At 71.3% G+C, this 26464-nt stretch carries 28 protein-coding genes and 1 pseudogene; 13 read left to right on the top strand and 16 right to left on the bottom strand.

Annotated features, from left to right (window positions below):
• Positions 1 to 44: 44 nt before the first annotated feature.
• The gene (locus tag ID574_RS39350; protein ID WP_188194120.1) at positions 45 to 3749 is read right to left on the bottom strand and encodes an ATP-binding protein; all 3705 of its coding nucleotides are present in this window, start codon (positions 3747 to 3749) and stop codon (positions 45 to 47) included.
• Positions 3750 to 3869: 120 nt separating this feature from the next.
• Positions 3870 to 4505, bottom strand: a pseudogene (locus ID574_RS39345) (helix-turn-helix transcriptional regulator); the annotation flags it as partial.
• Between the two features lie 84 nt (positions 4506 to 4589).
• Between ID574_RS39345 and ID574_RS39340 the strand changes: the two are divergent.
• The 7 genes from ID574_RS39340 (at position 4590) to ID574_RS39320 (ending at position 7722) form a co-directional block, all read left to right on the top strand.
• The gene (locus ID574_RS39340; RefSeq protein ID WP_188194119.1) at positions 4590 to 4949 is read left to right on the top strand and encodes an SDR family NAD(P)-dependent oxidoreductase; all 360 of its coding nucleotides are present in this window, start codon (positions 4590 to 4592) and stop codon (positions 4947 to 4949) included.
• 203 nt (positions 4950 to 5152) lie between these two features.
• The gene (locus ID574_RS60565; RefSeq protein WP_223167589.1) at positions 5153 to 5398 is read left to right on the top strand and encodes an IS110 family transposase; all 246 of its coding nucleotides are present in this window, start codon (positions 5153 to 5155) and stop codon (positions 5396 to 5398) included.
• Positions 5290 to 5724 carry an IS110 family transposase gene (locus ID574_RS63060; RefSeq protein ID WP_223167546.1) on the top strand — a complete coding sequence of 145 codons (435 nt, stop codon included), beginning with the start codon at positions 5290 to 5292 and terminating at the stop codon, positions 5722 to 5724. The genes ID574_RS60565 and ID574_RS63060 overlap by 109 nt, the downstream gene beginning before the upstream one ends.
• Positions 5660 to 6202 (top strand): transposase, encoded by a 543-nt coding sequence (locus ID574_RS60555; RefSeq protein WP_223167545.1) that lies wholly within the window; start codon positions 5660 to 5662, stop codon positions 6200 to 6202. Before ID574_RS63060 ends, ID574_RS60555 begins: the two co-directional genes overlap by 65 nt.
• A 15-nt stretch (positions 6203 to 6217) precedes the next feature.
• Positions 6218 to 6592 (top strand): SDR family oxidoreductase, encoded by a 375-nt coding sequence (locus ID574_RS39330; protein ID WP_223167544.1) that lies wholly within the window; start codon positions 6218 to 6220, stop codon positions 6590 to 6592.
• 297 nt (positions 6593 to 6889) lie between these two features.
• Complete coding sequence (locus tag ID574_RS39325) at positions 6890 to 7204, top strand: hypothetical protein (protein ID WP_188194118.1); 315 nt, start codon at positions 6890 to 6892, stop codon at positions 7202 to 7204.
• A gap of 62 nt (positions 7205 to 7266) precedes the next feature.
• Positions 7267 to 7722 (top strand): hypothetical protein, encoded by a 456-nt coding sequence (locus ID574_RS39320; RefSeq protein ID WP_188194117.1) that lies wholly within the window; start codon positions 7267 to 7269, stop codon positions 7720 to 7722.
• An 8-nt stretch (positions 7723 to 7730) separates the two neighbouring features.
• On the opposite strand, the gene ID574_RS39315 is transcribed toward ID574_RS39320, so the two are convergent.
• The 3 genes from ID574_RS39315 to ID574_RS39305 form a co-directional block, all read right to left on the bottom strand.
• Positions 7731 to 8735 (bottom strand): DUF8094 domain-containing protein, encoded by a 1005-nt coding sequence (locus tag ID574_RS39315; protein WP_188194116.1) that lies wholly within the window; start codon positions 8733 to 8735, stop codon positions 7731 to 7733.
• Between the two features lie 91 nt (positions 8736 to 8826).
• On the bottom strand, positions 8827 to 9387 hold the full coding sequence (locus ID574_RS39310; protein ID WP_188194115.1) for a dihydrofolate reductase family protein: 561 nt from the start codon (positions 9385 to 9387) through the stop codon (positions 8827 to 8829).
• Between the two features lie 60 nt (positions 9388 to 9447).
• Positions 9448 to 10020 carry a TetR/AcrR family transcriptional regulator gene (locus ID574_RS39305; protein WP_188194114.1) on the bottom strand — a complete coding sequence of 191 codons (573 nt, stop codon included), beginning with the start codon at positions 10018 to 10020 and terminating at the stop codon, positions 9448 to 9450.
• Between the two features lie 91 nt (positions 10021 to 10111).
• On the opposite strand from ID574_RS39305, the gene ID574_RS39300 reads away from it, so the two are divergent.
• Positions 10112 to 10963, top strand: coding sequence for an NAD(P)-dependent oxidoreductase (locus tag ID574_RS39300; protein ID WP_188194113.1), 852 nt, complete (start codon positions 10112 to 10114; stop codon positions 10961 to 10963).
• Positions 10964 to 10966: 3 nt separating this feature from the next.
• Here the strand turns inward: ID574_RS39300 and ID574_RS39295 are convergent, their stop codons facing one another.
• Positions 10967 to 11314: a winged helix-turn-helix transcriptional regulator gene (locus tag ID574_RS39295; RefSeq protein ID WP_188194112.1), complete on the bottom strand. Its 348-nt coding sequence runs from the start codon at positions 11312 to 11314 to the stop codon at positions 10967 to 10969.
• Positions 11315 to 11390: 76 nt separating this feature from the next.
• Here ID574_RS39295 and ID574_RS39290 point away from each other — a divergent pair, with 76 nt between their 5' ends.
• Positions 11391 to 12260 carry an NAD(P)-dependent oxidoreductase gene (locus ID574_RS39290; RefSeq protein ID WP_188194111.1) on the top strand — a complete coding sequence of 290 codons (870 nt, stop codon included), beginning with the start codon at positions 11391 to 11393 and terminating at the stop codon, positions 12258 to 12260.
• 4 nt (positions 12261 to 12264) lie between these two features.
• Here ID574_RS39290 and ID574_RS39285 read toward each other — a convergent pair whose 3' ends face one another.
• Genes ID574_RS39285 through ID574_RS39265 form a run of 5 tightly spaced genes read right to left on the bottom strand, consistent with a single transcriptional unit; the run spans position 12265 to position 16640 of the window.
• Positions 12265 to 12972, bottom strand: a complete 708-nt coding sequence (locus ID574_RS39285) for a hypothetical protein (RefSeq protein ID WP_188194110.1) — start codon at positions 12970 to 12972, stop codon at positions 12265 to 12267.
• Positions 12963 to 14441 (bottom strand): hypothetical protein, encoded by a 1479-nt coding sequence (locus ID574_RS39280; protein WP_188194109.1) that lies wholly within the window; start codon positions 14439 to 14441, stop codon positions 12963 to 12965. Before ID574_RS39280 ends, ID574_RS39285 begins: the two co-directional genes overlap by 10 nt.
• Positions 14438 to 15283 carry an ABC transporter ATP-binding protein gene (locus tag ID574_RS39275; protein WP_188194108.1) on the bottom strand — a complete coding sequence of 282 codons (846 nt, stop codon included), beginning with the start codon at positions 15281 to 15283 and terminating at the stop codon, positions 14438 to 14440. Before ID574_RS39275 ends, ID574_RS39280 begins: the two co-directional genes overlap by 4 nt.
• Complete coding sequence (locus ID574_RS39270; RefSeq protein ID WP_188194107.1) at positions 15280 to 16071, bottom strand: zf-HC2 domain-containing protein; 792 nt, start codon at positions 16069 to 16071, stop codon at positions 15280 to 15282. The genes ID574_RS39275 and ID574_RS39270 overlap by 4 nt, the downstream gene beginning before the upstream one ends.
• Positions 16068 to 16640, bottom strand: coding sequence for an RNA polymerase sigma factor (locus ID574_RS39265; RefSeq protein ID WP_188194106.1), 573 nt, complete (start codon positions 16638 to 16640; stop codon positions 16068 to 16070). The genes ID574_RS39270 and ID574_RS39265 overlap by 4 nt, the downstream gene beginning before the upstream one ends.
• Positions 16641 to 17013: 373 nt before the next feature.
• Here ID574_RS39265 and ID574_RS39260 point away from each other — a divergent pair, with 373 nt between their 5' ends.
• Entirely contained in the window at positions 17014 to 17496 is a 483-nt protein-coding gene (locus ID574_RS39260; protein WP_188194105.1) for a general stress protein, read from the top strand.
• Between the two features lie 15 nt (positions 17497 to 17511).
• Here the strand turns inward: ID574_RS39260 and ID574_RS61950 are convergent, their stop codons facing one another.
• Positions 17512 to 17634 carry a hypothetical protein gene (locus ID574_RS61950; RefSeq protein WP_262496103.1) on the bottom strand — a complete coding sequence of 41 codons (123 nt, stop codon included), beginning with the start codon at positions 17632 to 17634 and terminating at the stop codon, positions 17512 to 17514.
• A gap of 182 nt (positions 17635 to 17816) precedes the next feature.
• On the opposite strand from ID574_RS61950, the gene ID574_RS39255 reads away from it, so the two are divergent.
• Complete coding sequence (locus ID574_RS39255; protein ID WP_188194104.1) at positions 17817 to 18173, top strand: beta propeller repeat protein; 357 nt, start codon at positions 17817 to 17819, stop codon at positions 18171 to 18173.
• 248 nt (positions 18174 to 18421) lie between these two features.
• On the opposite strand, the gene ID574_RS39250 is transcribed toward ID574_RS39255, so the two are convergent.
• The 3 genes from ID574_RS39250 to ID574_RS39240 all read right to left on the bottom strand — a co-directional run bounded on the left by ID574_RS39250 (position 18422) and on the right by ID574_RS39240 (position 22274).
• Positions 18422 to 19444 carry a BtrH N-terminal domain-containing protein gene (locus ID574_RS39250; RefSeq protein ID WP_188194103.1) on the bottom strand — a complete coding sequence of 341 codons (1023 nt, stop codon included), beginning with the start codon at positions 19442 to 19444 and terminating at the stop codon, positions 18422 to 18424.
• Between the two features lie 195 nt (positions 19445 to 19639).
• The gene (locus ID574_RS39245) at positions 19640 to 20509 is read right to left on the bottom strand and encodes an aminoglycoside phosphotransferase family protein (protein WP_188194102.1); all 870 of its coding nucleotides are present in this window, start codon (positions 20507 to 20509) and stop codon (positions 19640 to 19642) included.
• 487 nt (positions 20510 to 20996) lie between these two features.
• Positions 20997 to 22274 (bottom strand): serine hydrolase domain-containing protein, encoded by a 1278-nt coding sequence (locus ID574_RS39240; protein WP_336245599.1) that lies wholly within the window; start codon positions 22272 to 22274, stop codon positions 20997 to 20999.
• A gap of 269 nt (positions 22275 to 22543) precedes the next feature.
• On the opposite strand from ID574_RS39240, the gene ID574_RS39235 reads away from it, so the two are divergent.
• Both ID574_RS39235 and ID574_RS39230 read left to right on the top strand, forming a co-directional pair.
• A complete protein-coding gene (locus tag ID574_RS39235) occupies positions 22544 to 23068 on the top strand; it encodes a SigE family RNA polymerase sigma factor (RefSeq protein WP_188194101.1) in 525 nt (174 codons plus the stop codon).
• Positions 23058 to 24200 (top strand): WD40 repeat domain-containing protein, encoded by a 1143-nt coding sequence (locus tag ID574_RS39230; protein WP_188194100.1) that lies wholly within the window; start codon positions 23058 to 23060, stop codon positions 24198 to 24200. The genes ID574_RS39235 and ID574_RS39230 overlap by 11 nt, the downstream gene beginning before the upstream one ends.
• Positions 24201 to 24278: 78 nt before the next feature.
• On the opposite strand, the gene ID574_RS39225 is transcribed toward ID574_RS39230, so the two are convergent.
• A partial coding sequence (locus ID574_RS39225; RefSeq protein ID WP_188194099.1) for a S8 family serine peptidase occupies positions 24279 to 26464 on the bottom strand: 2186 nt, incomplete at its 5' end.

Raw genomic sequence — 26464 nt, 5'->3', positions numbered from 1 at the left:
CCCTCAATGCTCGGCAGGTCAAGCCGCTGAGGGATCCGTGAGAGCTACCGGGACAAAGGGGCGCCACTACGGAGATTGCCCGTCCGCAGCAGGGCGCGGCTCGGTACGCCGGTCTTCGCCAGCAGACTCGCCACGTGGGTCTCCACCGTACGCGTGGACAGGTAGAGCCGGGTGGCGATCTGCGGATTGCTCAGCCCTTGCTCGACCAGCTCCAGCACCTCCAGCTCGCGCTGCGTCACGCCCAGCTCCCGCAGCCTCGCCGGCACCTTGTCGGCGTCGCCCCGGGAACGCGGCACGGGATAGCCCAGCCTGCGCATGAGGTCGCGGCACAGCCGCAGCAGCCGTACCTCGCCCGTGCCGTCCAGGTGAGCCAGCGCGGCACGAAGCCAGGCGGACGGGTCGCCGAATCCCTCGGTCGCCGCGGCCTCGGCGAGCACCAGGCGCAGAACGTGGCGCCAGTACGGATGCCCCGCCATCGCCTGGTCGCCCTCGGCGAACAGCCGGTCGGCCTCCGCGATGTCCCCGGCGCGCGCCGCCGCCACCGCGTCGGCGTAGTGCAGGGCGCCCTCGTTGCCGGCGTGGACGCCGACGTCCGCCGTCCGCAGCGTCTCCCGTACGGTGTCATCCGCCGGATCCACCGCCATGCGCAGAAGCGCCCAGAAACCCCAGAAGGGCGTCGCCGGGGCGACAGGGTTTCCGCGACGTGGACCCAGTCCGCGATCGAGCAACGCCACCGCGCCGGCCGCATCGCCATCGAGCCACGCCGCACAGCCCTGCACGTCGTCGCTCCACACCCCGATGTCCACCGCATCCGGCACGAGGCGGCTCGCCTCGGCGAGCAGGGTCTCCACCTGGTCGGTGTCGCCGGCGAGGAGATGTCCGAGCGCGGCGAAACGGCGTGCCAGCGCGCCGACGGCCGGCAGCCGGATCCGGTCCGCCCGCTCCACGGCGCGCTCGGCCCACGGCAGGTTCGCGGCGTATCCGTCACGCGTCGAGACGCAGGCGGTGATCTGTACGTCCAGCACTGCGGCCGTGGCGAGCATGCCGGCGTTCTCGGCGCGTTCCTGCGCCTCCTGCAACCGGTCGAGCCGACCGGATCGCAGCAGGTCGTTGGCGCCCAGCTCGGACAAGGCACGAATCCGCCACACCGTGAGACCCTGCCGCTCGGCCAGGCGCCACGCCTCGGTGAACGCCTGCTCCGAAGCGTCAGGATCGCTGCGCCGCAGGCTCCGCCCGACGATTTCGAGAGCTTCGCACACCGCCTCCGGCCGTCCCGCGCGCTTTCCCTCCGCGACGGCCTGGCGGGCACACCTGATCGCCTCGGAGACGTCCTGCTCGCCGAGGGCGACGTGCGCGCGGAGCGCGTCGACACGCGGATCCCGGGTCGCCGTCACCGGTGCGAGGAACCGCTTGGCGTCGGCCCAACGCTCGGCGGCGATGGCCGCCCGGGTCAGGTACAGGCACAACAGCGTCAGGCGCTCCCCCTCCATCTCGTCGAGGATCTCCGTGCCGATGGCGGTGGCCTCGTCGACCCGCCCGGCGAGCCCGAGCACCCGTACGCGTTCGACCGCCACGTCATGGTCACCGGGGGACAGGCCGGACGCTCGCCGCAAGGTGTCGTCAGCGGTGCCCAGCGCACCGGCGTCCACCGCCGCCCGCGCCACCCGCAGAAGCAGCCGCGCGGCGTCGGCGTTCTGACCGGACTGCGCGTACAGTTCGGCGGCGAGTGACACGCGGTCGCGGGGCAACTCCCCGATGTCCAGGGCGGCCGCCGCCCGCCGGGCCAGGACCGCCCGCTCGGGCGCGAGCAGCCGTGCCAGCACCGCGTCCCTGGTCAGCGCGTGCCGCCACCGCAAGCCGCCGCCGGCCTGCGGGTCGATCACGAGCAGGGACGCGTCCACCGCCGTCCGCAGAGCCTCGGCGACCTCGTCCTCGGTGCGGCCGCTGACCGTCGGAAGGAGCCGCCAGTCGAGGTCCCCGCCGAGGATCGCCGCCATGTGCAGGATCTCCCTGGTCGGCCGGGGCAGGGAGTCCATCCGCCGATGGGTGAGCTCGGCGACGGTGGCCGGCACCCCCGGACCGCCGCGGGCGCCTTCCAGGGCTTCCACCAGCTCCTCGGCGAGCAGCGGCAGCCCGTCGGACCTGCGTACCACGAGCTCGACCGCCTCGTCGCCGAGTCCCACTGCCCGCGCCCGGACCAGCGTGGCGACCTGCGCCGACGTCAGCCGGGGCAGGTCGAGCACCGCGGCCGCCTGCCGGCGCAGCTCGGTCAGAGCGGTGCCGCCCGGCTCGTCGTCACGTGCCGCGCAGATCAGCAGGACCGGCGACGTGGAGAGCCGTCCGGACAGGTAGCCCAGGAGCGCCAAGCTGTCCGGATCGGCCCAGTGCAGGTCGTCCAGGGTGACGACGAGGCCATGAGATCCGGCGATCACCCGCAACAGCTCGAGCACCGATTCACCGAGCAGCACCACCTGGTCGACGAGGGTGCGGTCGGGCCCGGTCTCTCCAGACCAGCCGGGGAGCAGCCGGGCGAGCACGGACCGGTAGGGCACGAGCCGGCGATCATGGGCCAGAGCAGGCGGTGCGGCGGGCACCAGGGCTTCGACCACGGGCCGGTACGGTCCGCCCCGCTGCACTGAACTGCCGCGGAGCACCGCCATCCCGCTGTTCCGGGCCCGTGTGGCCGCTTCGGTGAGGATTCGGCTCTTGCCGATGCCGGCCTCACCGGTGACCAGGAGCAGCCCGCCGGTTCCCGATCGGGCGGCGAGCAGCCGCCGCATCACTGTGTGCAGCTCGGCATCACGGCCGATGGCAGCGGAGGCGTCGTCGGGGCTCGGTGCCTGCGGCGCGGGCGTCCGTCGTACGGCGTCGCCTCCCGGATCCGGTGCGGGCGCTCGTCGTACGGCGTCGCGTCCCGGATCCGGTGCGGGGATCGCGGCTGCGGAGGAGCCGCGGGGCCCGGGAGCGGAGACGGACGCGCGGAGCACGTCCATGCGCTGCGTGAGGATCGCATCCTCCAGCTCCACGAGGGCGCGGCCGGGGTCGAGGCCGAGCTCGTCGGCGAGCTTGCGGCGGGCCCGGCGGAGCGCGGCCAGAGCGTCGGCCTGCCGGTCGCTTCCCCACAGGGCCAGCGCGAGCAGCCGCCACCCCTCTTCGCGCAGCGGCTGCCGCCGGGTGAGCGCCTCAGCCGCCGCAACGGCGTCGGAAGCGGGTGCCGACCGGAGCGTCGTCGCCACGAGGAGTTCGTCGGCGTCCAGCCGCAGCTCCTCCAGGCGGGCCGCTTCGGCGACGGCCCACTCCTCGTCGGCGAGCTCCGCGAACGCCCCTCCGCGCCACAGCGCCAGCGCGTCCGTGAGCAGGGATCTCGCCTGAGCCGGCGCGTCGGCGCCGCACTCCCGCGCCTCACGGAGGAGCCGTTCGAACCGCCACGCGTCGACCGCGTCCTCGTCGAGCTGGACCGCGTAGCCCGGGGCGGCGCTGACCAGTACGCCGGAGGCCGCGCGCGGCAATCGGCCGGGCTCCAGAGCACGCCGCAGACGCGCGATGTACGTGTGCAGCGAGCCGGCGGCATTGGCGGGCGGTGGCTCGCCCCGCCACAGGTCGTCGATCAAGCGGTCGACGGGCACCACGTCACCTCTGGCGGCCACCAGCCGAGCCAGGACGGCCCGCTGACGCCGCCCGCCCAACTGGGCTGCCGAACCGTTCACCTGTGCACGGATCGTGCCGAGTACTTGGATCCAGATCGTCACGGGACGCGTCCATCCGGGCGCGGCAGAAGAACGGCATCCACCCCGGAACGGTCCAAGCAGGCTGAGGCAACCATGTGCACGCAGGACATCGTAGGTCTATGTGGGCATTTCCCCCAAGCGCCCCAGAGGGATGCGTGGGTTGAGGCGGTCGATGCGGAACGTCCGCCAGTCGTCGCGATCGACGTCCCACGCCACCAGATACCAGCGCCGCCCGGTCGACACCAGCCGGTACGGCTCGGCGTCGCGCACGGTGGCGTTGCCGTCGTGGTCGCGGTAGTCGAACCGCACCCGCCGCCGGTCCCGGCAGGCGCCGGCGAGCGTGGCGAGCACGTCGGCGTCCACGGCCGCGCCGTTCCCGGGCAGAGGCACCGTGGAGGCGGCCAGGGCGGCCACACGGGGGCGCAGCCGGGCGGGCAGCACCTGTTCGAGCTTGGCCAGGGCGCGCAGCGACGTCTCCTCGATGCCGCCCACCGCCTGGGCCGCCGCCGTACGGAGACCGATCGCCACCGCGACGGCCTCCTCGTCGTCCAGCAGCAGGGGCGGCAGCCGGGCGCCGGGGCCGAGCCGGTAACCGCCTGCCGTGCCGGAGGTGGCCGACACCGGATAGCCGAGGTCGCGGAGCCGTTCGACGTCGGAGCGGATGGTCCTGGTGCTGACGCCGAGCCGGTCCGCCAGCTCGGGGCCCGGCCAGTCGGTGCGGGACTGGAGCAGCGACAGCAGCCGCAGCAGCCGCGAAGCGGGGTCTCTCGTGGTCACGGAATCCACCCTGTCCCACGTTGCGGAAGTCCTGTTTCCGCGAGGGCTGCCATGGTGAGGACTCCTCGACAGAAAGGGACATTCATGCATGCGGCAGTGGTGACGGGCGGGTCGCGCGGGATCGGACGGGCCGTAGTGGAACGGCTCGCGGGTGAAGGCGCCACGGTGGTGTTCAGCTACGTCGCCGACGACGACGCGGCGCGGCAGGTGGAGGAGGTCTGCGGCGGGCGGGCTGTCGCCGTACGCGCGGACGCGGCCGACCTCGAGCAGGTGGAGCGGCTGTTCGCCACGGCGGACAGGGTGTTCGCCGACAGGGCCGCCGGTCCGCTGACGGCATTGGTCAGCAACGCGGGCGTCATCGACCACAGCCCGATAGACGAGCTCACCCCGGACGTGTTCGAGCGCGTGATAGCGGTCAACGTACTAGGGGCTTTTTTCGCCTAAATATCATCGATGTCGTCCCCGTCGGGTTCGCTCGTTTTTCGCTGCCCCAGCCTGCTGCTGGTGGCTTGTCCCGATGTGCGGCCCGGCGGGGTCCTACCGCCTGGTGTGGCTTGATAGGAGCGTGCCCCCGGCTCGATTTAGGCGTGCCCACCAGACCGGTATGGACCCAAGCTGCCTGGTAGAAGAGTCGTCGGGAGGAACGGTTGGTCGTCATCGGCATCGATGCCCACAAGCGCACCCACACCCTCGTCGCCGTCGATCAGGTCGGCCGTAAGCTCGCCGAGCGCACCGTCCGCGCCACCGCGGAGGGACATGCCGACATCGCGGCCTGGGCCGCGCAATGGCCAACCGTGCTGTGGCGATCGAGGACTGCCGGCATGTCAGCCGACGGTTGGAAGGCGATCTACTGCGAGCCGGCCATCGTGTGGTGCGGGTCACCACCCAGCTGATGGCCGGTCAACGCCGCTCCGGCCGGGAACGCGGCAAGTCCGACCCGATCGACGCGCTGGCGGTGGCCCGGGTCGCGCTGCGCGAGCCGGACCTGCCGATGGCGCACCTGGACGGCCCATCCCGAGAGGTGAAGCTGCTGGCCGACTACCGCGACGACCTGGTCACCCAACGAAACCCGGATCTGCAGCCAGCTGCGCTGGCACCTGCACGAACTCGACCCGGAGCTCGAGATCCCCTCCCGAGGGCTGCGCCGCCGGTGCGTGCAAGACCGGCTCAGCCAGCACCTGGCCGACATGCCCGGCATCGTCGCCCAGCTGGCCCGTGAGCTACTGGAGCGCTGTAGGCAGCTGACCATGCGTATCAACCAGTTGGAGAGCCAGCTGCGCAAGCTCGTCCAGACCCTCGCCCCGCAGTTGCTGGCCATCCCCGGGTGCGGCGTGCTCGGCGCGGCGACCATCATCGGCGAGACCGCAGGCGTGCACCGGTTCCGATCCAAGGCGGCCTTCGCCCGCTTCACCGGCACCGCGCCCATCCCGGTCTGGTCAGGCAACAGCAGCCGGGTACGCCTCAACCGCGGCGGCAACCGGCGACTGAACTCCGCGTTGCACATGATCGCCGTGACGCAGACGCGTGGCGTCGGCCTGGGCAAGGCCTACGTCGAGCGCCTGATGGCCGAGGGCAAGACCCGCACCGAGGCCGTCCGCCTGCTGCGCCGGCGCATCTCCGACGTGGTCTACCGCACCCTCAAGCGCACCGACGCCGCCTCGCAGACGAGTGACCACAAGATGGCCATGGCGGCTTGACGACATAGGAGCATCGTGCAGGCGGCGGCGCGCAGGATGGCCGACGGCGGGCGGATCGTGACCGTCTCCTCCACCGACACCGCCTGGCCCAGCCCCGGCGAGTCCGTCTATGCCGCGAGCAAGGCGGCGATCGAGCAGCTCACCCGGGTCGCCTCGCGGGAGCTGGGGCGGCGCGGGATCACGGTCAACGCGGTGTCGCCCGGCCCCACCGACACCGACATGCTCCGCACCGGAGCCCCACCGGAGGCGATCGCCGGGGTGGCGCACATGACGGCACTCGGCCGGGTGGGCACGCCCGCCGACATCGCCGCCGTCGTCGCGCTGCTGCTCGGTCCGGATGCCGCGTGGCTGACCGGCCAGAACCTCATAGCGGACGGCGGCCTGGTGTGATGGCGGCGAGCGTGACGACCGGGTGATGGGTTGATCGTCGCGGGCCAGAGCCCCGGATCGTGGTGCAGGGTCGGCACGATCCAAGGACGCCGTGCATCCGGCGCAGGGATGTTGCGTTCCAGGCGGCCAGTGCGTCTGATCTCGTCCTGAGGAGAAACAAACTGGCGCTGCGGGAGAAGAATCACCACCCTGCCGAAGGGCGATGCGCTGCGCGGGCCTGAGTGATCTGCCACCGTTGCGTACAGAACGTGGGAGCCCCGCAGGTTCCCTTCCCGACTGCCGCGAAGGTAGGGGTGCGTGGACGTAGAGGCGGAGATCCTCGACTTGAAACTCCGTGTACGGGCACTCGAAGCCAGTGAGGCTGGGGGCGCTCCCATCGCCGCGACGACGAGCGGCATGGCCGCGGTCGAGGCCGAAATCGCTGACTTTCGGACCGAGGTGAGGCAAGATCTCGTAGTTCTCGGCGATGAGCTGGCCGGTTTTCGATGGCATACGAATGAGCGCCTCAAGAGCCTTCGGGCTGAGACCCTGGACGGGCTCACCTCCCTCTTCCGCGACATGATCGAGTTGCGGCTCATGCTCGACTGGTTACTGGAGAAGGACAGGCCATAGGCTCCATGCGCCCCGCCGTCCCAACGGGAACCGCTCCTCGTCGAGGCGCGTCACACCTCGTTATGAAGCGGAGATCATTCAGACGGGCGAGTGGCTGGCTGGCGGCATTCCTCATAGGTGTTCCGGCTCTGGGGCTGATCGCGGTGGTCGTGGCGTTACGCGGGCGATCGGCTGTGATGTTCACGGTGCCGTACCTGGTGCTGATGGTTCTGGCTTATCTCGTGGGACTGGTCCTGCTGGCAGTGCTGCGGTTTCGGCCGGACTGGCTGCGTGCGCTCGTCGCGGCGGTCGCCGTGTACGTGATCGCCCTCTTCACGCCGCTCATCCAGGTGATGGCGAGCTACCCGATCCATGTGGTCAGGTGCGGCGGCCTGCCCATCGTCGCGACGGGTTTCGCCGCAGCCATGAGCTACACCGTGCCCGGCAGCGCGAACTACTCCGTGACACCGCTGAACAGCAGGTTCTTCTGCACCGAGAAGGAGGCCAAGGCCGCCGACTATCACCGCTACGACTTCTAGGCGTGAACCTACGAGCCGGTGATGCTCAGGTAGGTGGCCCACTCCGAGGGGGTGCGGACCAGGCTCGGTGATTTCGGTACGACGGCCAGGTACATCGCGGCGATCTTGCGGACGGCCTTGCGGCGGAACCGCTCGCCGCGGCTCGCCGCGGCCGAGTGGCGATCGGTGAAGTTCATCGTGGTGTTCGCTCCCGGGCGCGCGACGTAGACGTCCTGCTGCCGGATGCCGTACCAGACGAGAGCGCCGCCGGCGGACGTCCTGAGCGCATAGACCTCCGGCGTCGGCTGGGAACGGATGGCTGCGGTCCAGCGGCCCTGCGACAGCTGTTCGCGTTCCCTTTCCATGACTGCGGCGTTCCGTCTGGGGGTGGCGTTGGCCGTGAAGATCCGCCGGGCGGTCCGGTCCTGGCCGAACGTGCTCAGGAGGCGGGTGTGCGCCTGGGCGATCTGCTGCGGGGAGGCGATGAGTCCCGCGCCGTCGTCCGGGGCCACCACTGTGGCCAGGCCGTTCTTGTCGCGGACGGCGGCGGGCGGCCGGGACTTGGACGTGGTCTGGGACATGGCGACCACGCGCCATCCGGCTGAGGTCTTCTTGAAGATCACCTGTGTCCAGAGCGAGCCGCCCTTGCGGCGGAACTCGGCCATGAACCACGGTGCGCCCGAGACCTTCCCCGGAATGGCGAACCGGGGCTTGACGATGGGCTGCTCGGCCCAGTCCAGGGGCTCGCCGAGCGACTTGGTCAACTGGCTGTCAGCTGTGGAGATCTCCTCCGCCAGTCCGGCATGGGTGGCCGTCCAGTCCGCGCCACCCTGCCGGGCGGCGTTCTTCTCCGCCTTTCCCCACTGGTCGAGGATGGCCTTGGCCTCGGCGACGGTGACGACGCCGCGCGGCGCGGCTGGCGTCGCCGAGCCGGCGCGGCCGGCCGCGGCGGGCGTGTTCTGCCCGGCGATGCTGCAGGCGGTGGCGGGCAGGGCGAGCACGACGAGCGCGATGAGTACGGGACGGATGGTCATGGCAGGTCTCCGGGACGTTGATTGCCCCGGTGTACGAGGTGGCCATCCGCCCCGGTTCAGGTTCTGGCCTGAGCCATAGCGAGAAGGTTTGCTATGCGGGCGTGGGCCGGTAACGCAGCAGCACGACCCCGGACCGGAACGGCCGGGTCTCCACGAGGTGCAGCGGCGGGACGTCCGCCGCGCCGGTGAACAACTTCTCGCCGTGTCCGAGCACGACCGGGTACACGAACAGCCGGTACTCGTCCACCAGCCCGGCGGCGATCAGCGCGCGGACGAGCGTGATGCTCCCCGTCGTGACGATGTCCTTGCCGGTCTGTGACTTCAGCGCCCGGATCTCGTCGAGGCCGGCCAGGACGGTGCTTGGCTTCCACCGCGGATCCCGCATCGTGCGCGAGACGACGTACTTCGACACCTTGTTGAGGTAGTCGCCGATGCCCGAAGGGTCGTCCTTCACGTGCGGCCAATAGGCGCGCATGTCCTCGAACGTCACCCGCCCGAGGAGGAAGGCGTCGGACGCTTCGCTCTGCTCCCGGAGCGCCGCCACCAGGTCGGCCTGGTCGGCCGTCGGGTCGTCGGCCAGGTTGAACCAGTCGCCGGTGCCGTCGATGACGCCGTCGAGCGTGATGTTCTCCGTGACGATCAGGTCTCTCATGCCGATCCTTCCCATCGGGTCCGCTCGTTCACGGGTGCAGACCGGACGGGGCCGGCGGACTCATCGGTACGAGTCGATGAGCCGGGCGAGATGGCGGCCGGCGATCTCCAGCGGGGCCTCGCTCTGGGACACCTGGGCGGACAGCTCGGCCCCCTCCAACGTGTTGATCACCGTGTGGGCGAGGTCGTGCGCGGCCTCCTCGTCGAAGCCGGAGCGGCGGAGTTTGTCGCGGACCAGGGTGCGCCAGCTCTCGTAGGCCTCCTCGGCGGCCCGCTGGATGTCGGGCTCCCGGCCCGCGCTCTCCAGAGCCGTCGTGGTGACCGGGCAACCGTCGAGCCAGCCGGACTCGCGCAAGCCCGTGGCCAGCTCGCGGGCGCAGGTGATGATCGCGACGGCGGGGTCCTCCTCGCGCTCGAAGGCCGTGCGCAGGAACTCGGCGAACTCCCTGTCCCCGTGGCGGACCGCCTCGACCGCCAGCTCCCGCTTCCCGCCGGGGAAGAAGTGGTAGACCGAGCCCAGCGTGGCCTTGGCCTCCTGGGAGATCTGCTTGAGGCCCGTCGCCTCGTAGCCCTGCCGCTGCATCAGGCGGGACGTCGTCCGGATGATCCGCTCCCGGGTGCCGATGGTCTCCATGGCTCACAGCATATTGGGTAGAGCGTTCGTTCTAGCGGTGTGCTAGGGTCCTGATCCCTGGATAGAGCGTTCGTTCTAGTAGGAGGCATCAATGAATGTGGCAGTGATCGGGCTGGGCCCCATGGGGCAGGCGATGGCCGGCGCCTATCTGGCCGGCGGTTACGACGTGACCGTGTGGAACCGTACGCCCGCCAAGGCCGACGATCTGGTGGCGCGGGGCGCCAAGCGGGCGGGATCCGTCGAGGAGGCGCTCACCGCCAGTGATCTGGTGGTGCTGAGTCTGATCGACTACGACGCGATGTACGCCGTCCTCGAACCGGCCGCCCCGGCCCTGACCGGCCGCACCGTGGCCAACCTGACGTCCGACACCCCCGACCGGGCTCGCGAGGCGGCCCGATGGATGGCCGAGCGCGGTGCCGTGCAGATCACCGGCGGTGTCCAGGTGCCGCCGCCGATGATCGGCACGCCGGACGCCATGACCTACTACAGCGGGCCCGAGGTCGCGATCGAGGCGCACCGGAGCACGCTGGAGGTGCTGACGGGGATCGACTATCTCGGCGAGGATCCGGGCCTGGCGGCGCTGTACTACCAGATCGGGATCGACATGTTCTGGACGGGGCTCGCGGGCTACCTGCACGGGCAGGCGGTGGCGGAGGCGAACGGGATCTCGGCGGAGCGGTTCCTGCCGAACGCCGTGAAGACCATGGACTTCCGGTACTTCCTGGAGTTCTACGCCCCGCGCATCGCCGCCGGACATCACGAAGGGGACGTGGATCGCATCTCCATGGGCGTCGCGAGCCTGGAGCACGTCGTGCACACCGCGCGGGCGTCCGGTGTGGACGACTCCCTGCCCGCAGCCCTCCTGGAGCTCTTCCGTAAGGGTGCCGCCGCAGGTCACGGCCAGGACAGCCTCACGAGTCTGGTCGACGTGCTGAGGAGGTAGCGGTCAGGACCGGGCCTCGTCCCAGGGGATGGACTCGATGCGCTCCATGTGCTCTTCGCCCCACTCGCCGAGCGGCGCCATCGCGGTGTTGAGCGTGTGGCCGAAGTCGGTGAGCGAATACTCCACCTTGGGCGGGACCTGGTGATACACCTCGCGATGCACCAGGCCGGCCGTCTCCATCTCGCGGAGCTGCAGGATCAGCACCCGCTCGCTGATGCCGGGCACCGCCCGCCGCAGCTCGCCGAACCGTGCCGGCCCGTCCTGCAACGCGAAGAGGATCAGCCCCTTCCACTTGCCTCCCACGACGGCGATCGCGGCGTCGAGCCCACAGGTGAAGGTCCGCTTCTTCATACTTACATTTTTATCAGTACCCGACAAAATTGTCGGTACTTGAGTAAATGCCAGTGCGGGCGGCAGAGTTGCGGCCATGACACCTGTGACGATCATTGGATTGGGCTCGATGGGTACGGCGCTGGCCGAGGCGTTCGTGGCGGCCGGACATCCGACCACCGTGTGGAACCGGACCGCCGCGAAGGCCGCCGCTCTCGTCGCCAAGGGAGCGTCCCATGCCACGGCCATCCAGGACGCGGTGGCGGCGAGCCCGCTGGTCATCGCCTGCCTGACCGACTACGACGCCACCCGCCAGACCCTGGAACCGGCCGCCGCCACGCTGGCCGGGCGTGCCCTGGTCACCTTGAACAGCGGCTCCCCGGCCGGCGCCCGCGAGATGGCGGCCTGGGCGGCTGGCCACGGCGCCCGGTTCCTGGACGGGGCGATCAAGAACGTGCCCTCGGCCGTGGGCGCCCCGGGCACCCTGCTGTACTACGGCGGTGACAAGACCGTCTTCGACGAGCACCTGACCACGCTGAAGGTCATGGGCGGCGACACCGTCCATCTCGGTACGGAGCCGGATCTCGCCGCGCTCTACGAGATGGCGGTGGGTGGCACCCTGCTGCCGGCTCTGGTCGGCTTCTTCCAGGGCGCCGCCCTCGTCCAGGCCCGCGGGCTGGAGGTGAGCAGCATGGTGCGCTTCACCGCCAAGTGGCTGGAGATGATCATCTCGCTGCTGCCCGTCCTCGCCGAGGAGATCGACAGCGGCGACTATTCCAAGCTCGGGTCCAGCGTCAACGTCTTCGTCGCCGGCATCCCCTACGACGAGGAGCTCGGCCAGGAGGCGAATCTCGACGTGACCTGGCACGCGCCCCTCCACGATCTGCTGAGGCGGGCCGTGGAGGCCGGGTACGGCGAGCACAGCATCTCGGCCCTGACCGAGGTGCTGCGGAAACAGGGCGGGTGAAGGGTCAGCGGCGCAGATCGCGGCAGGCGAGGCCGAGCCACACGTACGGCAACGGCAGCAGCGCGAGCCAGAACCGGTGCGCCTCGTCCCAATACCCGAACCCGCAGGTCGGCGGCCACAGCTGGACCTGGTCGGGCAGCAGGCGCGTCGCCAGCACCAGCCCCAGTTGGACCACCACCGCCGCCATGGCCGCCTGCCGCCCGCTCGCGTGCCTGACGGCGGTCGCCGCGGCCGCCAGCGCGATCCCCAAGCACACGCCCACCTCCACCAGCAGATCGCCCACCGGGAAGAGGGCGCCTTCGGGGAGGCGGGACAGGGCGTAGAGGAAGGCGACCAGCCACACGGCGACCGCCGTGCCGCCCGCCAGCAGGCACCGCAGCGCCTGCCGCACCCATCTCGGCACGGCCGTCGCACCGAGGTCGGCAGACATGGCGTCGACCAGCGCGAACGCGGCCGCCCCGCCGAGCAGGGTGCCGGCGATCCGCATCAGCAGCAGCGCGTCGCCCGGTGGCAGCGGCTCTCCGGCCTGCACCAGCGTCAGCAGGGCCGCGACGAACGCCGTCACCACGGCGAGCGGCCCCCAGTCGACGGCCCTGACCAGTGGGCGGACCAGCAGGCCGGCCGCGCGCCACCGAGAAGGGACGGCGGCGGCCTGCGGGGGAGCACTCGATGTCAACGGCGTGGCTTCGGGACGGTGGATGGTCACAGACATGGCTGGGCTCCCGTCGGCGCGTCGAACATGCGGGGCAGGCCGAGCAGCGGCAGGGCCTGGTCGATGGTCGTGGTGGGCTTGATGAGGGTTTCCCAGTGGGCGTGCACCTTCTCGCGGGCGCCGGGAGTGGTGAGGAGCAGCTTGGCGTAGCCGATCTCGGCGTCGCCCCAGCCGAGCATCCACCGTCTGCCGTGGTCGCCGTCGACGAGGAGTATGCGCGGCCGCTCAGGTGGGGAGACCTGGCCGATGATCCACAGCGCCACGACGGTCCGGGCCTGCCCGCGCCCGTCGCATTCCTCCCCGTCGCCCCGGCCCTGCCAACGGGTAGCCCAGAGCGCCACATCGTGGGCCAGCACGGTGCGCTGGTCCGGATGGCCCCAGCTCATCGCCGGCCTGATCTTGGGAGTGTCGTCGTCGCCGATGTACCAGCGTGGACTCGTCTGCTCGACCCGCGGCACACGCGCCCGCAGAGCGGCCGGCAGCGCGTCCACGGCCGACCGCACGGTCTCCTCCCACAGCGGGATCCACGGCTCGTAGTGCGGGTATGCGCAGTAAGTGATCCCCTCCCGGACCGAGCAGCGATGAGTGTTCCGCCCGTGGTAGCGCTCGCGGACCCGAGGGTCCACATCCTCGATGGTGAACCAGCCCGCCCCATGCTCCACGAACGGCGGTTCGGCTGCCGCGACGGCCCCCGTCGGCACCGCGACACCCAGCGCCGCCACCACGGCCACGGCAGGCGCGAGCCGTGCCCGATGCCGCAGAACCGCGACCCCGCCGAACAACACCGCGAGCGCCAGCACGTACACCAGGTGGACGCCGGAAGGCCGGTCCGGCCAGTCAGCGTGGTATTGCTGCATGACCGGCAGCAGCCACCCCGCGGCGCCGTTCTGGTAGTTCGTGAAGATCAGATAGCCGAGCACGGCCGCCACCATCGGCCCCGCGATCAGCCACCGAGCCCAACGCCCCACGGCGACCCCCAGCGTCGCGGCGAGCATCGCCGCCGCCACCGCCGTCAGCGGCTCCCACACGTCGAACCGCCCCGCGCCCGGCCCGCTCAGCAGCCGGATCCCCAGGTAGCCGAAGACGGACACCGCGGCGGCCAGCCCCGCGACCAGCGGCGTGGCCAGCAGGATCGCGCGCGTCCGGCGCTCGGCCCGGCCCGGCAGTCCCGCCAGGCTCTCCGGCATCCCGTGCCGCCCGTCCCGCGAGGCGGCCAGGCCGGCCACGACCAGCACGGCCGCGCCCAGGCAGGCGGACAGGCCGGTCGCGTGGACGGGATCGACGCCCCAATGCGGCTGCTGGTCCCGGCTGAGGTACGTCTGCAGCGCCGGCACCAGCCCGGTCATGCCCCACACCAGCGGATGCCGCATCAGCCGCCGCGCCTCGAACAGGAACAGCTCCCGCGTCACGCCGCCTTCCCCGAGGACTCGCCGCGTCACGCCGCTTCCCATGAAGAGTCCCTGCGTCACGCCGCCTCCTCGTGCCGCCTGAGCAGCATGAGGTAGCCGTCCTCGACCCCGGGCGCCGTCGCGTCCGCCGAGGGCGGCCGGTCGCCGAGCGTCCGGTACCGGCCGTCCGCCGTCCGCCAGAACACCTGGGACGCCGCCGGCGCCTGGTCAGACAGCCACACCCGGCCGGCCGCCACGCCCGCCAGCTCGCCGGGCGTCCCGTCGAAGACCGCCCGCCCGTCCCGCATCACGACCACCCGCTCGCACAGCGCCGCGACGTCCTCCGTCTGATGCGTGGACAACACGACCGTGTGGCTCTCGCCCAGCCGCGACACCAGCGCCCGGAACAACATCCGCTGCTCGGGATCCAGCCCCACGGTCGGCTCGTCGAGGATCAGCAGATCGGGCTCGCCGAGCAGCGCCTGCGCCAGCGCGAGCCGCTGCCGCATGCCGCCCGACAGCTTGCGCACCTTCAGCCGCGCCTGGTCGGTGAGGTCCACCTCGGCCAGCACCCGCCGCACCTCGGCGTGCCGTCGCTCGCGGACGGTCATCTCCTTCAGGATCGCTACGTAGTCGACGAGGTCGAAGACGGTGAAATGCGGATAGAAGCCGGGGTCCTGCGGCAGGTAGCCGAGTCTGCGGCGCAGCGCGGTGCGCTGTACGGGGTCGGCCGGGTTCAGGCCGTACGCCTCGATCGAGCCGCCGGACGGGGCCAGCGTGGTGGCCAGGCAGCGCAAGAGGGTGGTCTTGCCGGCGCCGTTCGGGCCGAGCAGGCCGGTCACGCCGGTGCCGAGGGTGAGGTCGAGACCGTCGAGGGCGCGTCGGTGGCCGTACACCTTGGACAGGTTCCTGATCTGGATCATGCGATGCTCACTCTGTAGACGCGGAACGACAGGAGCAGGGCGGCCAGGCCGTACCCGAGCTGCGCCACCGGCCCGAACACGGCCAGCCAGCTGCCGGAGACCAGGCCGCCCGTGCCGACGATGGCCAACCACACCCCGCCCACGGCGAAGGCGGCGATCGGCACGGGCAGCCGGTTCGACAGGGCCAGGCAGCCCGAGGCGGCGGCCAGCGAGGGCAGCAGCCAGGCGGCGCTCAGGCCGGGCGGCGCGGGCAGCAGCGGGGAGGCGATCGCGGCGAGGACCGTCGCCACCGCCAGCACCGCCGTGGCCCTGGTCAGCAGCAGCCGCGGCCCGGACAGCGGGGTGGCCGCCATCAGCTCGTGCGCGGGGTCGACGCGCGGCCCGTACGCGAGCGCGATCCCCGTGAGCGGCAGCACCGGCGCCCCGATCAGGAACGCGGGCAGCAGGTCTGCGTCCTGCCGCGCCGCCACCACCCCGAAGGCCACTGAGGCGACCACCGCCACCACCCAGGCCCGGCTCATCGTCGGGGTGGCGGTCAGCAGCCTCGCCAGGTGGCCGGGGACGCCGCCGTGCCGGAGCAGGCGCTCGAACGGCGCCGGGCGCGGCTTGATCAGCTCGGCCTCCAGCCGCTCCCAGGACGCCTCCAGCCAGTCCGGCTCGTACGGCACCGCCGCCCGGCACTTCGCGCACCGGCCCAGGTGGGCGTCCACGGACATGGCGAGTGCGGCGTCGAGCGTCCCGGCGAGGTAGCGTTCACGCAGGTCGTCGGGGATGTGCCAGCCACTCATGACAGTTCCTCACGCAGCCGGGCCCTGGCCCGCATCGCGCGGGTCTTGACCGTGCCTTCAGGGATGCCGAGGAGGCGCGCGGCCTCCTTGGTCGTGAGACCGTCCAGCACGGTCGCCTCGATGACGGCGCGCAGCTCGGGCGAGAGCCGGGTCAGCGCGGCGCCCAGGTCGCCGTGTTCGACGCCGAGCAGCACGACGTCCTCGGCGGAGGCCGACGCGGGAATCGGCTCCACGTCGGTGACGTCGCCGCCGATCCAGCGGGAGCCACGTCCGCGCAGCGCCGAGATGAGGCGGCGGATGGCGATCGTCCACAGCCAGCCCGCCGGATTGTCCCCTTTGAAACGCCCCGCCGACCGCCACACCGCCAGGAACGTCTCCTGCAGCGCGTCGTCCACGACGTCCGGATCGGCGCAGCGCCGGGACAGCCGAGCCCGCAGCCACGGGGCGTGCCGCCGGTGGAGGAGGCGCAGCGCGGCGGTGCTGCCTTCGGCCACGGCGGCGACGAGCTCGACGTCGGTGCGGTCGTCGTCGCCGGGTGCCACCCGCCGCCGGGAGGAGAACGGTCTCACACCTTCCCTATCGCAGCCGGGGACCACCGCGGTTCTCCGCCGTCTCGGGGATCGGTGGCCTCGCCGGGAAACGGCGGGGAAACATGGGCTGGTGTTCCATCGGGACGGATGGCCGGCGACCGAGGCGGCGCAGAGAGCCGGCCATCACCAAGAACCGGACGTACTGAGGTCAGCTACGCGGGAACACCTGCACATCGGCGTTGTGCCCGCTGCCGAACAGCTTGGCGTCACAGGTGAGAAGAGGGGCCTCCAGCGCCTCACCGCGGTCCCCGCCGCCACCATCGCGGACTTCTGCGGATAAACGCGGATTTTTTGGGAAAACCTATAATTGGAGTTGTAAGTTTCGGCCAGGTGAGGAGGACGGAGGGGCATCATGTTCAAGACAGGTCCGACGGTCATCCTGCCAAGCGTCGAGGACCGGCCGGTCGTCGGCACCTACTCCACGGCGGAGCAGGCGGACAAAGCCGTCGCGTTCCTCGCCGGCAACGGTTTTCCCGTGGAGCGGGCCGGCATAGTCGGCCACGATCTGCGTCTGGTCGAAACGGTGCTGGGCCGTGCCTCCGCGTGGCGGGCCGTCGGGGCCGGGGCAGGCACCGGTGTCTGGTTCGGCGTGCTGCTCGGGCTGCTCATGCCGCTGTTCACCGGGGGTTCCTCGGTGGCGCTGATGCTCGGCGGCATGGCGTACGGCGCCTTGTTCGGCGCCGCCTTCGGCCTGGTCAGCTATTGGACCACGCGCGGCGGCCGGGGCTTCGTCTCCCGCAGGGACCTCGTGGCCGACCGGTACGACGTCGTGGCGGACGCGGCGGTCGCCGACGACGCCCGCAACCTGCTGGCCAAGCACAACTGGCGAAGCTAGCCGCCGTCCGCACGCCTACCATGTCGGGATGAAGATCGTCAGCCCGATGATCGTCGTGCTGGCCGTGGCGGTGACGGGATGTTCCGCCGGGACCGGTGGGAAGTCCAGCGCCTCGCCCACCGGCGCCGCGATACTCACGCCCGCGGACGATGAGACGCCCACACCTGGCTCGAAGCCGGTGTCCACCCCCACCGGTGGCACCGGCTGGCGGTACGCATACATAAGCGAACAGACGAACACCTCGCTGAGGGACGTCACCGCCGCGGGGCCACGGGGGGGCGGGGGCGGTCGGACACGTAGCGGAGAAGAAGCTCCTGCTGATGCACTATGACGGCAGCCGCTGGCGGCAGGCCGATCCGCCGCCGGAGGTCGCCGACCTCACGGAAGAACATACGGCGCACATCGCCGCGTCGGCGGCGGACAACGTATGGCTCCTCCAGACCAGGAAATCACCCGGCTCGTTGACCTTCCGCTGGGACGGCTCCCGCTGGCAGAAGATCCCCCACGAGGTCGGCACCGATGAGCAGATCTCGGACCTCGAGGTGTTCGGCCCCGACGACGTGTGGGCCGTCGACGGAGGGCGCTTCGCCAGGCACTGGGACGGGCGGTCCTGGAACAAGGTACCGCTGCCCGCGGATGCGTATGCGCTCGGCGGCACCGGTCCCGATGACGTGTGAGCCGTCGGCTCGCAAGGCTACGACCCCAGTGAGTTCCCGGAGCAGCCCGATACACCGGCGGTCCTGATGCACTGGGACGGCCGCCGCTGGACCGAGCGCCCGGGGGCCGAAGTCGTCCGGCTGCTGCGCCGAGCTGGGTGCGAGCAGATCCGGTATGTTCCTGGCCGCGTCGAAGGACTCTGGGCGGGCGACACACGTGCTGTAATCGCACGTCACCCCTGATCGCAGGCGCCTGGCCGGGCCCCGTCCTAGACGGGCCGCAGCAGCGCCATTCCCTTCTCTTCGAGTCGTACGGCCTCCTTCACGAGTTCGGCCAGCTCAGGGAACGGCGTGCGGGCGGTGGCCACCCGCGACCACTGCCTCCCCGCCTCCCGGTAGACCTCGGCCGCCTCGGTGTGGCCGGTCTCGGAGAGGAAGTCGGCGTAAAGGGGGCGGGTGGCGCCGGGGGCGGTGTACTCGATCTCCAGGCAGTCGTGCAGCCGGTCGAGCGCCGATCCCGGGTCGTCGCCGAACCGGCGGGTCCAGCCCTGCTTGCCGGTGGTGTCGGCGAGCTGGGCGGCCAGCTTGCGCATGCCCGACAGGCCGAAGTTGACGTCGAAGGTGTTTCCCAGCACCGGGCCGGTCAGCTTGGCGACGGTGTCACTGATCGCGCCCGTCACGTCGGGCTCGCCGGCGGGCGCGGCCCCGGTGATCTCGATGAGCTGGTGTTTGTCCTTCTTGAGCGCCGACCAGGCCGCCATGAACCCGGACAGCGGCAGCTCGCCGGGCTCGTCGTCGTACACGTGCACGGTGTCGCCGTCGAGGCCGGTCACCGCCACGTCGACGGGGTCGGGGAAGGGGAGGGACGGCCGCCAGGGCAGCTGGTGGCGGGCGACCCGGCAGATCGGCTGCCGGCCGGCGTCGAGTGTGGCCCGCAGGTTGCGCTCGGCGACCTTGGCCGAGCCGGTCCGGCGGCTCTCGTACGGGATGCCGGCCCGCTCCAGCGCCCGCGGGATCATCGGCTCGGGGTGCGCCTGGGCCACGATCGTCAGCATCGGGGCGTGGCCGGCGTACTCGAAGACGAAGTACATGAAACCGATGCCGCCGCCCAGCCCCAGAAGCATGGCCTCGGAGTAGGCGCCGCCCAGCACGCGCCGCAGCAGCGCCGACTCGTGGTGGTGCCGCGGGTGTGAGGCGTGGGCGGTGACGCGGCGGCGGGCGGTGGTGTAGGACTCGCCGGTCCTGGCCATGCGGTCGCGTACCCGGCGCTTGAGGTGTTTCTGATCGGTCATGATGGCTGGCTCCCGAGGCGGACCCGTGCGAAGGACCCACGCTCCGGCTGCACGACCCGCCGTCCGAAGAGAACCGACTCGATCGAAGCCATCGCCCCGAGGACATCGATCCCCTCTGCCTTCGCGTCGCCGCGCGGCGTGGGCGCGCGGTCAGAAGGTCTGGCGCAGGACGGCGCCGGGCCTCAGATTATCACCTCAGCGGTAGCCGGCCAGGCCGTCCGCCAGCTCCTCCGGGTCGCCGTCGCGGTGGGCGGAGAGGGCCTGCTGCAGGGCGAACGTGCCCTGGATCGCGGCAATGCGGGCCGCAAGCCCGTCGTCCGGCGGGAGCAGGCGTTCCACCGGGCCCGGCCCGCCGTCCGGCGCTAGCACGCGTTCCAGCAGGGCCGGGCCGTGACCGGCGCCGATGGCGGCGAGGTCCTCAGCCGGATCGCCGAGGGCGACCTCGTCCCAGTCGACCACGCCGCTGAGGCGCGGCAGGCCGTCGGCGTCCTTCTCCCACAGGACGTTCTCGGGGCCGAGGTCGCCGTGCACCACCGCCGTGGTGAGGCGGGGGAGGGCGTCCAGCGCTGCGAGCTCGCGTTCGGCCCGCCTGCGTCCGCGCTCGGACATGAGCGGAAACAGCTCCTCCCGCACGTCGTCCGCGAAGCGCCGCCACCTGTCCTCCGCCGCCTCGGGCAACGCCGCTCTCACCGCCTCCTCTGCGCCGGCGAGGGCCAGCCCGGCCAGTAGGGCGGCGTACTGCGCCGCCACCGTCTCCACAGCCTGTGGAACCAGAGGTCCTGCCAGCGGCGCTCCGGGAACGCGGCCGACGACGAGGAACGGCGGCTCGGCCACCAGTGGCTCGGGCGTGCGGAAGCCGAGGTCCAGCCCGGCAAGGACGCGGAGGACGGCGGCCCGCCGGGGCATCCGGGCGGCGGCGGCCTCGGTGCGCGGCAGATACACGACGCGGTCCGACCCGATGACCACGTCGTGGAACTGGCCCCGGCGGACGGTCAGGGAGGTCGGTTCGTCGCCGGGCAGGAGGCGGCGCAGCACCATGCTGTGGGTGTCGAGGATCGTCGTCATCGAGGAAAATGTAACTTTCAGCCGCCGGCCCCCGTGGTCCGCAGCTCGCCGTACGGGTTCTTTACTGGTGGGTACGCCCCGCCTTGACAGTGTCTGTGGACACCCCAACACTCGGTGCGCTTGGCCCGATATGTGACATAACGCTACGTGTTAACGCTAACACTCGGAGGTCTCTCGATGAGACGACGATGGCAGGCGACGGCACCCCAGTGGGCCGAACTGACCTGGTCATCGGCCCAGACGATCAAGTCGGCGGAGGTCTGCTTCTTCGACGACGGAGGGGGAGTGCGCGTCCCCGCCTCGTGGAAGCTGCAGTACTGGAACGGCGGGGGGTACGTGGACGTGGCCGGCCCGAGCGGCTACGGAGTCGCGGCCGGGGACCTACAACAAGGTCACGTTCACCGCCGTCAGCACCACCCGGCTGCGGGTCGTGCTGCAGAGCGGCCAAGCCTCGGTCGGGCTGCTGGAGGTACGCGCGTTCGGATAGTCAGTTGATCGCCTGGTAGGCGGTGGTCCAGAAGTCGCGGTGGAGTCGGGGCGTGTGCGCCGAGTCCATCGCGCTCTGGGTCAGCAGGATGCCGAAGAGCCCTTCGGCGGGGTCGGCGTACGCGGTGGTGCCGAGGCCGCCGTCCCAGCCGAACTGGCCGGGCGAGGCCAGGTCGCGGCGGTGGGTGCGCACCGCCATGCCGAAGCCGAACCCGCCGTGCCGGCCGAAATGGTCGCCGAAGGCGTCCTTCTCGGTCTTCTGCCCGGGCGTCAGGTGGTCCATCGTCATCAGCTCGACCGAGGCCCGCGACAGCACCCGCTCGCCGTTGAACGTGCCCTTGTTCAGCAGCATCCGGAAGAAGGCGTGGTAGTCGTCCACGGTCGAGACCAGCCCGTCGCCGCCCGCCTGGAACACCGGCGGGCTGCTGTACTTCCCGGTGGCGGCCTCGTCCCACACCACCAGTTCGCCGTTCTCCGGGTCGTGCGCGTAGCTGGTCGGCAGCCGGTGGATCTGGTCGGCGGGCACGTGGAAGCCGGTGTCCTTCATGCCGAGCGGCCCGAACAGCCGCTCGCGCATGAACTCCTCAAGCGACTGCCCGGTCACCCTGCCGACGAGCACACCGAGCACGTCGGAGCCGACGTGGTACTGCCACAGCTCGCCCGGCTGGTGCATCAGCGGCAGAGTCCCGAGCCGGCGGATCCACTCCTCCGGCCCGAAGCCGGGGGAGGTGGTGTCCAGGCCGAGCTCGCGGATGGCGGTCTGGATCGGGTACGTGTCCGGCGGCGCCAGGACGACGCCGAAGCCGAAGGTGAAGGTCAGCAGGTCGCGTACGGTGATCGGGCGGGCCGCTGGCACCGTGTCGTCCAGCGTGGCGTCGATCCGTGAGAGCACCTGGCGGTTCGCCAGCTCAGGGAGCCACTCGTCGACCGGGTCGTCCAGCCGGAGCCGGCACTCCTCGACGAGGATCATCACTGCGGCGGCCGTCACGGGCTTGGTCAGCGACGCCATCCGGAAGATCGTGTCCCGCCGCATCGGCTCGGGGCCGCCCGCGTGCATCGTGCCCATGACCTCGACGTGGGTGTCGCCTCCCCGGCTGACCAGCGCGACCAGGCCGGGGACGGCTCCGGCTTCCACGTGCCCGCCCAGCACCCGGCCCATCCGCCGCAGCCCGCCCTCCGCCAGCCCGTCGGCTCCCCGCTCTTCCCAGCGCCCCTTGGTGTCCCAGGCACCCTTGCTGTCCCACGTGCCCTTCATCTCCCAGCTCGCGCTCTTCGACATGTCGTTCCTCCTTGCGCACAACGTTCACTTGATGCGAACACTGTACGCACGAAGCGGCGCTGAGCGCAAGCCGAGACCGTCGTCGGCGTCTGGAGTTGCGAACAAGTCGCAAAGATTGCCTCACCCTGCCGCGTCCTTATGACAACAAAACCGAAAGGGCGCGCATCTACCTGATCGCGTGCTTTGTCATCGTTTGTCGAGAAGAGCGGAGCACTGACGACCGTGAAACCTCCATACTCGATCGCCCGGTTGCGTGGCGAGGACTCCAGGTGATCGGGGATTCCGCGGGCCGGCGCGCGTTCGACGAGTTCGTGGCGGCGCGCTCGCCCACGTTCATCCGCCTGGCCTATCTGCTGACGGCCGGTGACCAGCACGCCGCCGAGGACCTGCTGCAGACCAGCCTGGCCAAGACGGCGCTCAAATGGCACAAGATCGACGACCCGGAGGCCTATCTCCGGCAGGTGATGTACCGCCAGCAGATCTCCTGGTGGCGGCGCAGGAGGGAATACGCCGTCGCGGAGCTCCCCGAGCAGGCGGGCGCGGACGCGACGTACGACGTCGACCTCAAGATCGTGGTCCAGAAGGCGCTCGGCAAGCTGACCGCCAAACAGCGGGCCGTGCTCGTGCTCCGCTACTTCGAGGACCAGTCGGAGTCGACGGTGGCCGCCACCCTCGGCTGCAGCATCGGCACGGTACGCAGCACCGCCCATCGGGCCCTGGCCCGGCTCCTGCAGCTGTGCCCGGAGCTCCACGACCTGTACATCCGGACTGGGGAGGCTAGACATGAACGCTGACGAACTGGTGAAAGACGCGCTCGGCACGGTGGCCGACGAGGCCAGGCTGCCGGCCGGCGTGGCGGGGGCCGCGTGGCGGCAGCGTACGCGCATGCGGATCAGGCGGACGGCCACCACGGCGGCCGCGCTGGTCGCCGCCGTCACCGTCGGCGTGATCACGGTGCCTTCCCTCGTCGCACCGGACGACCCCCAGGTCGCCACCAGCCGGATCGCGGACGGCATAGCGGCCGATCCCGGCCGTGCGACACCTGTGCAACGCGTCGCCGCCGGGCGCGTCACGCTCACCGCGTACGCCTCCTGCGCGCCGAGCACCTCGGATTGCGCCTGGCACGTGCTCGACCCGGACACCGGCCGCTACGGCCCGACGCCGTGGGGCTGGGTGGCCGTGGCGCCCGGCGGGCGGACGGCCGCGGTGCTGGAGAAGACGCTGCCCGCGCGCCGGATCGGCCTGGCCGACACGGCCGGCGGCACGGTACGGCGCTGGATCGACCTCGGCCGGGCCGCCGCCGGGAGCGTCGCCTGGTCGCCGGACGGGCAGCGGCTCCTGGTGACCACGTACGACTTCGACCCCGGACTCCTCGACGACCCCGGCGACGTGCCGGACGAGCGGAATTCCCGAACCGGCTTCGCCATCGTGGACGTGGCGAGCGGCGAGGCCGCCTTCCACAGGCTGCCCGGCGGCCCCGGCGTGCGCAGCGATCTGTCCTGGAGCCCCGACGGCTCGCTGATCTGGGAGGACAGCGGCGAACGCCAGCGACCCCGCAAGTACTACGACCTCACCGGGCGCACTCAGCCGGGACCCGCCCAGGAGTCTCTGAGCGACCAGGACGCCGGGCTGTCACCCGACGGCCGGCTCCTGGCCATGGGCGGCCGGAGCGGTTCGGCCCCCTTCGTCGCGGACGTGGCCTCCGGGGAGACCACGCTGCTGGAGCCGGGCGGCGGGCACCCCATCGTGCGGTCGCTGGCGTGGGCCGATGACACGCATCTGATCGCCTGGATGCAGGAGAGCGGTGACAGCTCCCGCTACCGCCTCGTGCTGGTCCGTGTGGCGGGCGAGCAGGAGGTCACGCCGCTGACCGGCTGGACGGACCCTCGCTCCACCTGGTGGCCGTCCTTCACCTCCGAACCCTGACTCCCGGTGGGGCCGTGGGAGCTCGCCCCGGCGCGGCGCGGTCGCGACCGGGCCTGGGCGAGCGGGAAGGGACGCCGGTCAGCCGACGGCGTAGGCGCGGATGACGGTTTGGGTCAGGCCGGCGCCTGCCGTGTCCGTCACCGTCGCACGGAGGGAGACGAATCCCTCCGTACGGGGATTCGGCAGCTCGGCGGTCCAGCCCGAGCCGTTGCGGCGGACCGGTACGCGGTGCCAGCTCGCGCCGTCGTCGGTGGACATCTCCAGCCGGACCGACGCCGCCCTGGCCTCCGTGGATCCGAGATTGCGCTCGATCCACAGCGGCAGACGGGTCGTGGTGCCCGGTGCGGCGCGGTTGGAGTCGTCCAGTCCTGCGGGGCGGTAGCGGACCGCCATCAGCGGCAGCGGTCGTTCCCCGGCCGTGGTCGCGGACCTGAACGTCCACACGGACTCCACGGCGGTGGACAGCGCCGTGTGCGGCACCTGCCTGCGCATCGAGGCGGTCAGCGTGTACGCGCCGGACTCTGGGGGAAGATCGGCGACCAGTCCGCACCGCTCCGGCTCGTAGAAGACGCAGTCGACGAGATCGGCCCTGGCGAGCTCCTGCCCGTCCTTGGCGAGCGTGACGGTGCCGGTGGCGGCGAGGTCCGAGCCCGTACGCCCCCGATCCCCGTCGGCGAACAGCCCCACTCCGGAGAAGGTCAGCTTGTCCCCGGTACGGCTGCCGCCCGGCAGCAGGAGCGACGGCCCGGTGACCGCGGCGTTCCACACCTCCCTGGTGTGACCGCGCTTCATGAGCCGGCCGCCATCGATGATCAGCGCGGTGCCGATCTCGATCCCGCTGTCGTAGGTCAGCCCGGGAGTCCGGTAGTGGACGAGCGTGCCGGGCAGCGAGATGTCGCCGACCAGAGGCAGCATGAACCCACCCAGCGAGCTGTGGCGCACTCCGCCCGCCGGCGTGCCCATGGCCGCCACTCCTGACGCCCGATAGGTCGCGGTGACCTTCGCCAGGTCCTTCTGCCTGGCGTCGTGGGCGGGATCTTCAGGAAGGCCGTCCGTCCGATGATCGACGAGGTCGTAGACATACGGGCTGGGCGACACGTCCTTGCTGAGCCACCTGGTTCCGAGGCTGTAGGTCAGACCTGGCACACGGGCGGGAATGACGAAGAATTGGGAGTTGACGTCCCCGCGGCCAGATCCGGGCGAGATGTTCCACGCGCCATGGACCAGTCTGACGTTGTATCCGGGCTTCAGCATGGCGCTGGGGTCGTCGAGCGTGACCCTGGCCGCCTTGGCCTGCCGCGCGTCCACCGTGAGCCGCTGATCGCCGCCGTCGATCGTCAGCGGGGAGACGGCGAGCGTTGTGATCGGCTTTGCGTCGAGCTTTTCTGAGATGTCGGTGTAGAGGTTCCACTCGCCCTTGGGCAGCCGGACACGGGCCACGCCGTTGCGGAAGGCCGGAAAATGGACACTCCCGCTCTTCGCGTCGTAGATCTCGCTGAGCCAGGGGGTGATCGGAATGCCTTGCCTGTTGAGGACGGTGATGGTGACGTCGTACGACTCCGGCTCGACGTACGCGCCGGCCAGCGTGCGGATCACCGTCTCGCCGGACGTGGCCGTGACCGTCCCCGGATAGTCGCCAGGCGCCTTCCCCCCGGCGTCGATGGTGAGCGTGACCGACGCCCGGCCTTTGGCCGGGACCGTGACGCGGTCGTCCGGCAGCTTCAGCACCTCGCCCTGCGCCGACAGGTCGAGGGTGACCGGCTCGTCACCCGCGTTGGCGTAGGTGATCGTTCTGGTCGCCGTACGCCGGCCGGAGCCGTTCCACGGGAACGTCGTCCACAGGTTGCCCTGCAGAGTCGAGACCTGCTGCTTCAGCGCACGCTGCAGGTCGATCAGGCCGGCCCCCTGCTGGTAGAGCGTCGCCTCCTGGGCCGGGGCGGCGCTGCCGGTCAGCGCGGCCTTGAGCTGTGCGCCCGTCCACTCCGGATGGCGCTGCGCCAGGATGGCCGCCGCCCCCGTCACATGCGGCGCGGCCATCGAGGTGCCGCTCAGCGACCGGTATCCGCCCCCGACGGCGGCGGCCATGATGTCCACGCCCGGTGCGGTCACGTCGGGTTTGATCGCGTGGTCGCTCACGCGCGGCCCGGGGCTGGAGAAGTCGGCCATGCGGCCCTGCTTGTCCACCGCGCCCACGGTCAGCGCCGCGTCGGCGCTGCCGGGAGTGGACACCCTGCCGGCGGGGCCGCTGTTCCCCGCCGCCGCGA

The sequence above is a fragment of the Nonomuraea sp. SYSU D8015 genome (assembly GCF_008065375.1).
In the GTDB taxonomy this organism is placed as follows: domain Bacteria; phylum Actinomycetota; class Actinomycetes; order Streptosporangiales; family Streptosporangiaceae; genus Nonomuraea.
Note: the sequence above shows the minus strand (reverse complement) of the source record. Positions and strands in the feature narration are given on the sequence as shown.

What these genes read in the sequence shown, in the direction of transcription:
- ID574_RS39340 (WP_188194119.1), top strand. Translation starts at nt 4,590, where the DNA reads ATGCATGCGGCAGTGGTGACGGGCGGGTCGCGCGGGATCGGACGGGCC.
- ID574_RS63060 (WP_223167546.1), top strand. Translation starts at nt 5,290, where the DNA reads ATGGCCAACCGTGCTGTGGCGATCGAGGACTGCCGGCATGTCAGCCGA.
- ID574_RS39320 (WP_188194117.1), top strand. Translation starts at nt 7,267, where the DNA reads ATGAAGCGGAGATCATTCAGACGGGCGAGTGGCTGGCTGGCGGCATTC.
- ID574_RS39315 (WP_188194116.1), bottom strand. Translation starts at nt 8,735, where the DNA reads ATGACCATCCGTCCCGTACTCATCGCGCTCGTCGTGCTCGCCCTGCCC.
- ID574_RS39310 (WP_188194115.1), bottom strand. Translation starts at nt 9,387, where the DNA reads ATGAGAGACCTGATCGTCACGGAGAACATCACGCTCGACGGCGTCATC.
- ID574_RS39305 (WP_188194114.1), bottom strand. Translation starts at nt 10,020, where the DNA reads ATGGAGACCATCGGCACCCGGGAGCGGATCATCCGGACGACGTCCCGC.
- ID574_RS39300 (WP_188194113.1), top strand. Translation starts at nt 10,112, where the DNA reads ATGAATGTGGCAGTGATCGGGCTGGGCCCCATGGGGCAGGCGATGGCC.
- ID574_RS39295 (WP_188194112.1), bottom strand. Translation starts at nt 11,314, where the DNA reads ATGAAGAAGCGGACCTTCACCTGTGGGCTCGACGCCGCGATCGCCGTC.
- ID574_RS39290 (WP_188194111.1), top strand. Translation starts at nt 11,391, where the DNA reads ATGACACCTGTGACGATCATTGGATTGGGCTCGATGGGTACGGCGCTG.
- ID574_RS39285 (WP_188194110.1), bottom strand. Translation starts at nt 12,972, where the DNA reads ATGTCTGTGACCATCCACCGTCCCGAAGCCACGCCGTTGACATCGAGT.
- ID574_RS39275 (WP_188194108.1), bottom strand. Translation starts at nt 15,283, where the DNA reads ATGATCCAGATCAGGAACCTGTCCAAGGTGTACGGCCACCGACGCGCC.
- ID574_RS39270 (WP_188194107.1), bottom strand. Translation starts at nt 16,071, where the DNA reads ATGAGTGGCTGGCACATCCCCGACGACCTGCGTGAACGCTACCTCGCC.
- ID574_RS39260 (WP_188194105.1), top strand. Translation starts at nt 17,014, where the DNA reads ATGTTCAAGACAGGTCCGACGGTCATCCTGCCAAGCGTCGAGGACCGG.
- ID574_RS39255 (WP_188194104.1), top strand. Translation starts at nt 17,817, where the DNA reads ATGCACTATGACGGCAGCCGCTGGCGGCAGGCCGATCCGCCGCCGGAG.
- ID574_RS39250 (WP_188194103.1), bottom strand. Translation starts at nt 19,444, where the DNA reads ATGACCGATCAGAAACACCTCAAGCGCCGGGTACGCGACCGCATGGCC.
- ID574_RS39245 (WP_188194102.1), bottom strand. Translation starts at nt 20,509, where the DNA reads ATGACGACGATCCTCGACACCCACAGCATGGTGCTGCGCCGCCTCCTG.
- ID574_RS39240 (WP_336245599.1), bottom strand. Translation starts at nt 22,274, where the DNA reads ATGTCGAAGAGCGCGAGCTGGGAGATGAAGGGCACGTGGGACAGCAAG.
- ID574_RS39230 (WP_188194100.1), top strand. Translation starts at nt 23,058, where the DNA reads ATGAACGCTGACGAACTGGTGAAAGACGCGCTCGGCACGGTGGCCGAC.